This is a genomic window from Cupriavidus sp. 01L46 (assembly GCF_056399905.1).
This window is the reverse complement of the sequence record NZ_JBFTSF010000230.1, coordinates 1-10,603: the sequence shown is the minus strand read 5'-3', so window position 1 is coordinate 10,603 and position 10,603 is coordinate 1. Positions and strand designations below refer to the sequence as shown.

At 62.6% G+C, this 10,603-nt stretch carries 7 protein-coding genes and 1 pseudogene; all 8 read left to right on the top strand.

Features of this window, described 5'->3' with window-relative positions:
* A pseudogene (locus AC1DS3_RS29000) lies at positions 1–135 on the top strand (IS1595-like element ISCARN29 family transposase); the annotation flags it as partial.
* 368 nt (positions 136–503) lie between these two features.
* Positions 504–2,228 carry a ShlB/FhaC/HecB family hemolysin secretion/activation protein gene (locus AC1DS3_RS28995; RefSeq protein ID WP_477128453.1) on the top strand — a complete coding sequence of 575 codons (1,725 nt, stop codon included), beginning with the start codon at positions 504–506 and terminating at the stop codon, positions 2,226–2,228.
* A 10-nt stretch (positions 2,229–2,238) separates the two neighbouring features.
* Complete coding sequence (locus AC1DS3_RS28990; RefSeq protein WP_477128452.1) at positions 2,239–3,093, top strand: hypothetical protein; 855 nt, start codon at positions 2,239–2,241, stop codon at positions 3,091–3,093.
* Positions 3,094–3,204: 111 nt separating this feature from the next.
* The gene (locus AC1DS3_RS28985) at positions 3,205–8,439 is read left to right on the top strand and encodes a two-partner secretion domain-containing protein (RefSeq protein WP_477128451.1); all 5,235 of its coding nucleotides are present in this window, start codon (positions 3,205–3,207) and stop codon (positions 8,437–8,439) included.
* Positions 8,400–8,879, top strand: a complete 480-nt coding sequence (locus tag AC1DS3_RS28980; RefSeq protein ID WP_477128450.1) for a hypothetical protein — start codon at positions 8,400–8,402, stop codon at positions 8,877–8,879. Before AC1DS3_RS28985 ends, AC1DS3_RS28980 begins: the two co-directional genes overlap by 40 nt.
* Positions 8,876–9,340 (top strand): hypothetical protein, encoded by a 465-nt coding sequence (locus AC1DS3_RS28975; RefSeq protein ID WP_441632782.1) that lies wholly within the window; start codon positions 8,876–8,878, stop codon positions 9,338–9,340. The genes AC1DS3_RS28980 and AC1DS3_RS28975 overlap by 4 nt, the downstream gene beginning before the upstream one ends.
* Positions 9,341–9,349: 9 nt before the next feature.
* A complete protein-coding gene (locus AC1DS3_RS28970; RefSeq protein WP_441632784.1) occupies positions 9,350–9,796 on the top strand; it encodes a hypothetical protein in 447 nt (148 codons plus the stop codon).
* 531 nt (positions 9,797–10,327) lie between these two features.
* A partial coding sequence (locus tag AC1DS3_RS28965) for an Imm8 family immunity protein (protein ID WP_477128449.1) occupies positions 10,328–10,603 on the top strand: 276 nt, incomplete at its 3' end.

Genomic DNA, 10,603 nt, shown 5'->3' with positions numbered 1-10,603 from the left:
CAACTCAGGGGCGTGGCCACCAAGTACTTGCCGAACTACCTGGCTTGGCAACGGCTGATGAGCTGGAACAAGGAAGGCGTTTCCGCCGACGATGTCATCGCGTCAGCTCTCGGCAAGCAGGTCATCAACGTTTAATCTGAACAGCGCCGTCCGATTTCAATCGCCGCCCTCCGTTGCTACGCTGCGCAGCTTGATATCCGTTGCAGGCAGCGTAACGCGCCACGGCGAAATCGCAAACGGCCAGATCCGATATCGCTGCTMGAAAGCCGCCCTCCGTTGCAACGTCTTTTCGCATTGGCGCGCTCACAACGGAACGTGAATATCCGCGACTTCCGCGTTAATGCCCCGCGCGGGGTGAGCGCATTCCGGCTTCGCCGGAATTTCCGTCCAACCAAGACAACAATCGAGCCGATTGCATGGGTCTATGCCTTGCTCTGTTTCTGCGCCGCGCTGTTCCCGCTTCCGTTAGCTTGTTGATGGCGGGTGGCGCGTTGGCGCAGGGTTTGCGGGATGTTGACGAGGCATTGCGCCGCACGCGGCAGGAACAGAATCAGCAACTGCAGCGCGAGCGCAATATCGAACAGGCTGAGCAGCGCGCCCGGCAGATGCAGGCGCCGAGTGTTTCCCTGGACGGCGGGCAGGCGTCGAGCGTTTCCCTGTCCACCTCGCTGCCGGTGGAAGCCCCTTGCTTCACCGTCGACAGGGTCCTGCTGGACGTGCCGCCAGAACTCCCCGAAGTGGTTCGACGGCATGGCGCCAGCGCGCTCCCGCTGGACACATTTCGATTCGCCCAGGCGTACCTGGATCAGTACGCAAATCAATGCGTTGGCCGCGAGGGCATCAATATCATCGTGCGCCGCCTGGGTGCGCAGATCCTGTCGCGCGGCTACACGACGACACGCGTCGCCGTGCCGCAGCAGGATCTGTCCGGCGGCACGCTTCGTCTGTCGCTGATTCCCGGTGTCATCCGGCAGATCCGCTTTGCCGATGAGGCCCTGCGCGGTTCGTGGCGGTCCGCGTTTCCGGCCCGGCCTGGTGATCTCCTGAACATTCGCGAGCTTGAGCAGGGCCTGGAGCAGATGAAACGCGTGCCGAGCCAGGACGTCGACATGCAGATCGTGCCGGGGGAAATGCCCGGTGAGTCCGATGTGGTGATCTCAGTCAAGCGGACCAAGCMCTGGAGGCTCGTCCTCAGCCTGGACGACAGCGGCAGCGCCGGCACGGGGCAACTGCAGGCCAACGTATCGCTGGGCTTCGACAACCCGCTCGGRCTGAATGACCTGTTCAACATTGGCGTCAGCCACGACGCCAATATCACGCAGAGCGATCGGGGAACCCGGGGTGCCAACGCTTACTACGCTGCGCCGTGGGGAAACTGGACGCTCGGCGCTGCGGCCAGTACATACAACTATCACCAGCGCATTGCCGGAGTGAACCAGGTCTTCGCGTCAAGCGGGGACTCCAAGGCAGCGGAGTTCAAGGCCCAGTACCTGTTTCAACGCGACCAGTTCCAGAAGAACACGCTGCAGTTCCGTCTTGGACACCGCTGGAGTCACGCGTACATCGAGGATACGCAGATCCGCAACCAGCAGCGCAGCACGACCTTTGCGGAAGTCGGCTGGCTGCATCGCCACTACCTGGGCGAGTCGCAGTTCGACTTCGCGCTTGCGTATCGCGCTGGCGTGCCCTGGCTCAATGGGCAAACCGAGATTCGCACGATCGCGCCCAATCCACCCAGCCAGCGCGACAAGTTCCTCTATCGACTCGCCGCGCTCGATGCCACGCTGGTGGTCCCATTCTCGGTGCCCGGCGGGGCAGGTGGCAGCCGGATGCCGATGCGCTACATCGCCACGGTGCACGGGCAGTACACCGGCCAGGCCTTGCTGGCGAGCGAGTTCATCTCGATGGGCAGCCGTTGGACCGTGCGCGGCTTCGACGGGGACGTGACACTCGCTGCCGAGCGTGGCGCGTACTGGCGCAACGATCTGGAGATCCCGCTCGGCGCCACCGCGCAGAGCGTCTACGTGGGCCTTGATGCCGGCACCGTTGGCGGCCGAAGCGCCAGCTATCTGGCTGGCCGCACCCTGGCCGGCGTCGCGGCAGGCCTGCGCGGCAGCCCTGCGAAAGGTCTGTACTACGACGCCTTCCTCGCCTGGGGTCTCGTCAAGCCCGCCAATTTCCCCACACGCTCGCCGGCAGGCGGGTTTTCGGTGTCTTTCCAATACTAGGAGAACAAGGATGCAAAAGCAGATTAAACCCGCGATGGCCGCGATGGCCGTGACGACCTTCATGCTCGCCGCCTGCGGTGGTGGATCGGATGGCAGTAGCGGGACAAAGACCAATGAAGCGCCGGCCGTCACCGATAGCGCAGCAACACCCGTGCCGGTGAGCGCAGCCCCGCTCGATGCGGCCTGCCTGGCGGCGCCCGCCGCCGGACAGAAGCTCACCGCGACGCTGAACTTCGGACCCGTGAGCGAGGTGGCAACCTTTGATGCCACAGCCATTGGCACCACGGTCTTCGACGGCGGCAGCTACGACACGCTCGAGGTCAAGCTGGTCAATGGCCTCTTCAATGGCCACGGTACAAACGCTCGGCTCTATATCGATCCGGCCTCCGCGATCTTTCCAATCGGCGTAACCGATTACGGTGACCTCGATCAGGGCGCGTACAACAAGTACACCAAGTATCGTCGTTTCACCTTCAAGGACAACGTGTCGGGACAGACAGGCACACCAAACCTGGTTGGCATGAAGCCAAACGAGACGCGCAGCTTCACCATGTCGGAAGCAAACGCCGGGGACCTGGCGACCAAGCCGCAACCCGCCCTCAAGCCTATCGGCCGGATCGTCAACGTTGCCGTGCAATACATCGGCCGCGAAGACGTGACGGCCAAGGGCTTGACGTACAAGGGCGCTTGCAAGCTGGCGCTGCATTACGACCRCAAGTATCCCGGCAGCCTGTTCCCGCTGCCCGTGCTGGAAGGGACCGCCTGGCTGGCTCCGGGCGCCGGCATCGTCAAGCTCTCCGGCGCGCCGCTGGTGGGCGTGGCCACCGTAACGGCCGAAACGACTGGCATCGTGGCCGCCAACTAGTGCCCTGACAACTAGTGCGCTGAATCCGAAAGCGCAATACGGCTGGCTGCCGCACCTCCCTGTTTGTGACCTGTTTGTGACCTGTTTGTGACGCCTTGACGCCTGGACGCAATGAACAACAATCGCTATCGCCTGGTTTTCAACATGACTCGCGGCATGCGGATGGTTGTCGCCGCATGCTTCACTGTCGCGCACAAAGCGGCGGCGGGCGCATGCCCGGGTACGCTGATCGGCCGCGCACCGGGGGTGGTGGCAACCCTGCGGTCGATCGCCTGCACGGTACTGCTGGCGCTGGGCATGGTGCAGGCAGGCGGCGCGCAGATCGTGCCGGACGGCGCCACCGGGCGCGGCCCTGGCGTGGCTGCGGCGCCCAACGGCACGCCGATGGTCAACATCAACACGCCCTCCGGGGCTGGCGTGTCGCATAACCAGTACCAGCAGTTCTCGGTCGACGGGCGTGGCGCCATCCTGAACAACGCCACGGCTATCACGCAGACGCAGCTTGGTGGCTATGTGCCCGGCAACGCGAACCTGGGCGCAAGCGGCCCTGCGCGCATCATCCTGAACGAGGTCACGGGCGCGGCGCCAAGCCGGTTGAATGGATACATCGAGGTTGCCGGGCAGCGCGCGGACGTCATCATTTCCAACGGTTCGGGCATTTCGGTCAACGGTGGCGGCTTTATCAATGCCAACCGCGCCATGCTGACAACCGGCGCGCTGGTGTTCGGCGGCGACGGCAGCCTGGCGGCATTCCGCGTGATCCACGGCGGTATCCAGGTCGAGGGCCAGGGCTTCAACGGCACCAGTCTCGATCAGGTCGACCTGATCGCCCGCTCGGTGGCCATCAACGGCAAGCTGTGGGCCAACGCCGTCAACGTCATCACCGGCACCAACCAGGTCGACTACGCCACGCTCGGCGTCCACGTGATCCCCGGCGATGCCAATCGCCCCACCGTTGGCATCGACGTGTCGAACCTTGGCGGGATGTACGCGAACCGCATCCGCCTGATCGGCACGGAGGCGGGCGTCGGAGTGCGCAGCGCCGGCACGCTGGCCGCGCAGGCAGGCGACTTCACGCTCGATAGCGCGGGACATGTCGCGCTATCGGGAACCACCTCCGCCACTGGCGCGTTCGCCATGCACGGGGCGCAAGGCATCGGGAACACTGGCACCACCGCGGCTGGCGGCAGCCTGTCCGCCACCAGCGAGGGGACCATCAGCAACGCTGGCGCCCTGATCGCCGCCCAGGACCTGACGGTGGCCGGCCGCTCGGTACAGTCCAGCGGAACGCTGGCCGCCGGCATTGATGCCAACGGCAATACGACCCGGCCGGGCAGCCTGACCGTGCGTGGCACGCAGTCCGTGGCTTCCACCGGGCAGAACCTCGCTGGAACTCGCCTGGACGTGAGCGGCGGCGCCCTGAGCCTGGCCGGCAGCCAGGCGCGCGCCAACGGCGACGTCGTTCTCGCGGCGCAGTCGGGGGATCTCGATCTGTCCGGCGCCACGCTGGCGGCGGGGCAGGCGCTCACCGCCAATGCCGCCGCCACGCTGCGCACCGACGGTGCCCGGCTGACGGCAAACCGGATCGATGCGTCGGCGCAGACGCTGTCGAATCGCGCGGGCACGCTGTACGCGCGGAACGGGGCCGGTATCGCGATCCAAGCCGACGCCGACAACACGAGTGGCGCCATCCTGACCGACGCGGGCGACCTTGGCGTTTTGGCCGGCGGCACCTTGGCCAACGCGGACGGGCGCATCACCAATGCCGGCACGGGGCAGACCTCCGTGCAGGCGGCCCGGCTGGAGAACAGCAACCGCGGCGGCGCCACCGGCGCGGGCATCATCGGCGGTAACGGCGCGCTGATACTCACGGCGGGCCAGTTGGCCAACACCGGCGGCGGCCAACTCATCGCCGGGACCGATCTCACACTGCACCTGCGCGGATCGGCAGACAACACGCGTGGCCAGATTCACGCCGGCCAGCGCCTGCATGTCGACGGCAGCCAGGTCGCCTGGCGCAATGACGGCGGCACGATCTCAGGGCAGTCGATCCAATTTGCGGGTGCCTCGCTGTCGAACCGGCAGGGCACGGTGCTGGCCAATGGCGCCTTGACGGCCAACCTCAACGGTGACGTGGACAATACCGGCGGCAACTTGCAGGCGGGCGACACGCTCTCCCTGACCGCAGGCGGCACCGTCACCAACGACAACGGCCAGATCGCCAATACTGGAACGGGCAGCACGCGTATCACCGCCTCTGCCATCGACAACATCCACGGCGCCACCCTTGGCGGCAACGGCGACGTTCAGCTCCAGGCGCGGCAACTGGACAACACCGTGGGCGCGCAGCTGGTCTCGGGCAAGAACCTGCAACTCGACATCGGCGAGTCGTTCAGCAACGCCGGCGGCAAGGCCTATGGCGCAACGGGGCTGACCGTGACGGCCCAGACCGGCAGCATCCGTAACGAGGGCGGCAGCCTCGCGTCGGGTGGCAATGCGTCCATTCAGGCTGCGAAGATGCACAACGCCGCCGGCAAGGTCGTCGCCGATGGCGATATCGGGCTGACCGCCGCCAGCCTCACCGGCGCCGGTACCCTGCACGCCGGGCAGGATCTGGCGGTGGCCACGCAGGGCGACTATGTCAATGCCGCCGGCAGCCGCCTCAAGGCGGAGCGCGACCTCTCCTTCGGCACGACCGGCGTCTTCACCAACCAGGGCAGGTTCGAGGCCGTCAATATCCTGGACCTGTCGTCCGGCCGCATCGTCAACGAGGCCGGGGGCACCATCAACGCCGCCACCACGAAGCTGGCCGCCGCAGGTGAGATTGCCAACGCCGGCCGGCTGGAGGGCAACACGCTCACCACCAGCAGCGACACGCTCAACAACACCGGGACCATGATTGGTGGCATGTTGACCACCAACGCCCGGGCAGTGCACAACATCGGCGCGGCCGCCGTCATGGCGGCCACCGACACGCTGAATGTCTACGCCCGGCAGCAGGTCACCAATACCGGGAGCGCCACGCTTTACAGCCTGGGCGACCTCCATATCGCGGCCAACGGTGAGCGGGATGATCGCGGCCTGCTCAAGAACCGCACTGGTCAGGTATTCAACGACAGCAGCACCATCGAAGGCGGCAGCAGCTACGGCGTGCTTGAGATCGCCGCGCAGGACCTCATCAACCAGCGTCCGGCGCCGCCAGTCGCCATCGACACCACCGTTGACACGAAGCACGAGCGCAAGCGCGAGAAATACATTGCGTGCGCCACGACCAACCCCTATCCGAAAAAGGGCTGCACGCGGGCCGTCTGGGCCGGTCCTTACAAGACGCCAGTCGATGCGTCATTCACGGGCTCCCAGATTCTCGCGCGCGATGACGCCAGGAAACGCCTGGTTGCCGACATCAACGGGGTCGCCACCCAGATCGACTACAACACGCTGACGGAAAGCGGCGGGGTCTTGCTGGTCAATTACTGGGATGGCTACAACCGCGATGTCCACTACGACCCGGCCACCGAGTACGCGAGCCGCAATGACGGACATCGCGGCTGGCAGCGCGTCGAGATCGCGCGCGACACGACCACGACAACCGCCACCGAGCGAGATGCCAACCCCGGCCAGCCGGGCGCCAGCCTGATCTCGGGCGGCGACATGATCCTCGCCAACGTCGGCAACCTCACCAACCGGTACAGCACAGTGGCCGCCGGCGGCGGCATGCAGATCGGCGACCAGCACCAGGGCGGCGAGGTGGCCTCTGGCCAGTACGGCACCACCACGGTCGCCAATATCGGCCAGACCCTGTACCGGCGCACCACGCAGGGCATTGTTTCCACCTACGCCTGGAACAAGGACCCCAGCCAGGACGTAGGCCAGGTCGTGCAGCCGGGCGTGGTGCTGACGCCAGTTGCGGTGGGCACCATTGGCGGCGCCATCACCGCCGGCAAGCGGCTGACCATCTACGGCGGCAATGTCCAGAACGAGGATGTCGGCAAGAGCGACCCGATGGCCGGCACCGGCAGCACCACGCTGACCGGCGCCACGGCGGCCGCACGGCGCGTGGCCAACGTGTCGCTCGCCAACACGCCGATCAAGCTGCCATCCAACGGGCTCTTCACGTATCGCACCGAGCCGGGCTACACCTACCTGGTCGAGACCGACCCGCGCTTCACCCGGTACGGCAACTTCCTGTCGTCGGACTACATGCTGGGGCTGCTCGGCATCGATCCGGCCATGACGCAGAAACGACTCGGCGATGGCTTCTACGAGCAGAAGCTGCTGCGCGACCAGGTGACCCGGCTCACCGGAAGCACCTACCTTGCCGGCTACGACAGCGCCGAAGAGCAATACAAGGCCCTGATGGCCGCCGGGGTCCGCGCCGCAAAACCGTTCAACATGCTGCCCGGCATGACTCTGACCGCCGCGCAGATGGATGCACTCACCACCGACATCGTCTGGCTGGTGTCCGAGACGGTCACCTTGCCTGACGGCAGCACCCGCAGCGTGCTGGTGCCGCGCAGCCGCAGCAGCGGCAGCAATGCGAGCATCGGCGTGGGCTTTGGCATCGGCGGCCAGCAAAACGGCTTCACGCTGGAGCTGGCCGCCAGCCAGAACAAGGCCAACGCCAACGGCCAATCGGTKACCAACCAGAACGCGCACGTGGCCGGCACCGACAAGGTCACCGTCACCAGCGGGCGCGACACCAACCTGAAGGGCGCGCAACTGATCGGCGACACCGTGGAAGCGACGGTGGGCCGCGACCTGAATATCGAGAGCCGCCCGGACACGGACACCTATCACGCCAGGGAATCGTCCTCAGGTGCCCAGGCCAGCCTCTGCGTGCCGCCGTTCTGCTACGGCACCACGGCACACGCCAGCGCAAGCCTCACGCAGGGCAACACCGACAGCACCTACAGCTCGGTCAGGGAGCAGAGCGGCATCTACGCCGGCAAAGGCGGCTTCGATGTCAACGTCAAGGGCAACACCGACCTGAAAGGCGGGATCCTGGCCAGCACGGCAGCGCCAGCCAGGAACAGCCTGACCACCGGCACGCTGACCCAGAGCGACATCCAGAACAAGGCGGAGTACAGCAGCAGCACCTCGACCATCGCGGGCAGTTACAGCGGTGGCAGCAGCGTGAAGGCTATGCGGCTGAGTGGGAGAAAAATCGCGCGAGCGTTGAGAATTGCTCTAGTCAATCAGAATGTCTGGCCGTCGCGCAAGCGCTACGCACGGAGCAACAAGAGCAAGGACAGCGGATTGCTGAACTGCAGGCCAAGGGAGCGTCGAACTGGACGAATGCAGAGCGCATGGAGTATGCCGACCTGCGTCTGGGCGACACCAGCCTGAATCAGATGCGCAGTGTTGCCCTAGGCAACGCCGCCAAGCTAGCCGGTGGCAATGCGCTGCGCGAGCAAGAAGTAGCGAATCTGATAGCCGATGTCGGGGTCGGTGCGGCATCCGGCTTCGGCGCGACGATAGGGAGGTACTCGCCGAACGCGGGTGCAGTGGGCAATATGAAACAGTATCTGTCTAGTGACGGATTTGGTTCAGAGCTAAATAAATCGATTAGAAAGACATCTCAGCAATATCAAGGGCAAAGCGTCTACAAGGCAACGGAAGATGTCGGATCGCACGTGAGAAAGGGGGATCAACTATACTTGGATGGAGCACACAAGGATCATCTCGAAATTTTTGACAGGAGCGGAAATTTTAAATGGGTTTTAAATCTAGATGGATCTATAAATTCCGCGAAAACAGATGCAGCCCGAGGTAGAAAGATAAAATGATTGGCATTTTCAATAAAATCAAGGATTCCATGTGGAATCTCGCAAGGTCCCGTGGCGTGGCGGAGCGTACGATCCACGAAGACTGGAGTTTGAATTACAAGCGGGATATTGATTTGACGTTTGCATCTGATATTTTGACGCTGTCTGAGCTGGTTCGTATACATCGCGAAGCCATTGAAAAGGGCGACCTAACAACGGCACGCTGTGCTCTGATAGAGGCACAGGGTTTTGCGCACAATCTTAGTAGTTTATTCTGGTCGATAAAGGAAGATTTGCTTCGTGGAAGTGATAAAGAACTGAATGTATCCGGAAATCCAGGTCTTGACTGGCCGGCATTGCCGGAGCGATATGAATACCCAAATGAATATCGGTACCACGATCCGAGTAAGCTAGTGACAATGGATAGTGATAAATACAAATGGAATGCCGACATCAGGTGTTGGGAGCGGGTTGTCGACTGACCAGGAACCATGAATCCGAGCAAAGAACAGTTACTTCACGCTTATCAATGGGATATGAAATTCATGTCGATAGATGACATCCCGTTGGCAAACTTGCTGGCGTCTATCGAGAGTATGTACCCAGAGCCCGCTCGAGGCCGATGGCAGGCCGCGCTCGATTGCATCTATCGCCTCATTACKTGCGAGCTTGCGGACATCACTTGGGTTGGGGAAATTGAAGAGAATTTGACGATCCTATTTGAGTCACTCGCAACATACCCGCCCTTGCAGCTAGAACCAGGCTACTGGTTGGAGCTCCAGATGTATGGAACGGAGAAATGCGTTGACCTGATCAATCGCCATCATATCGATTGGGATAGCGATCTGAACCCCGCATTCGCTCAGGAGCTTGAGCAGATATTTGATCGCTATGGAGTTGGCCTCGATAAATCTCCCTTGACTCCGATTCGATCCTAGATTTCAACTCTGAAGAGAAACTGATCTCGATTCCGCTCCGAGGGATTAGGGGCGATTTTCAACTCGGGGCAGAAAGGCAATCAGGGCGCCGGAACGTCACCAACGAAGGTGKGGAGTCCTTCTGGTGCCATAAACACGGCAGCGGGTGCGGATAATGCGACAAACGTTGCAACCTACGGATCACTGAAGGACCAACTTGCCAGGGAGAATCTGGCCAACATCGGTGCGCAGGACTCACGGTTTGGCTGCAGCAGTACTAGGAAGCGGTACACGGAATCCGAATTTCTCTATTGGAACTGGAACTGCAGCCGATGCAGATAGATTGGGGAAAGTGTGGGTTGGAGATGGCGCTCGACCTATGAATGGCGTAGCCGGTGGTTTAGTGAGTGCGGATGGAAATCGCGTGTACCGACCGCCTGCTGTGAAACCCAATACATGCACACAGTTTGTGCCGACGGGCGCTCAAGCTAGTTTCCAACGGTTAGAGAGTGGTGTCGTTACTAGTAATGGCCATTTGAATATTGCGAAGCCATGAAAGCGATTGTTAAAGGAATAGATATCGGTGGCCACATTGGTTTCGACCAATATTGGCCAGAAGATCCATCGTGCTTTGGTCTATGGCTAACCGTGCAGGTCGGGCCGGACGACGAAGAAGGAGGGCATCTGTACCAAATACTGGCGTGTACGCCGGCCTGGATAACCAGGGAATATGGTCAGACGGGAGCGATATGGGGGCGCCATATGCTAATTGTTTTTGACTTCGATCCTGAACGTATAAAGAGCGAAATCACTCGGTATGTAAACGGC

What these genes read in the sequence shown, in the direction of transcription:
- AC1DS3_RS28980 (WP_477128450.1), top strand. Translation starts at nt 8,400, where the DNA reads ATGGAGTATGCCGACCTGCGTCTGGGCGACACCAGCCTGAATCAGATG.
- AC1DS3_RS28975 (WP_441632782.1), top strand. Translation starts at nt 8,876, where the DNA reads ATGATTGGCATTTTCAATAAAATCAAGGATTCCATGTGGAATCTCGCA.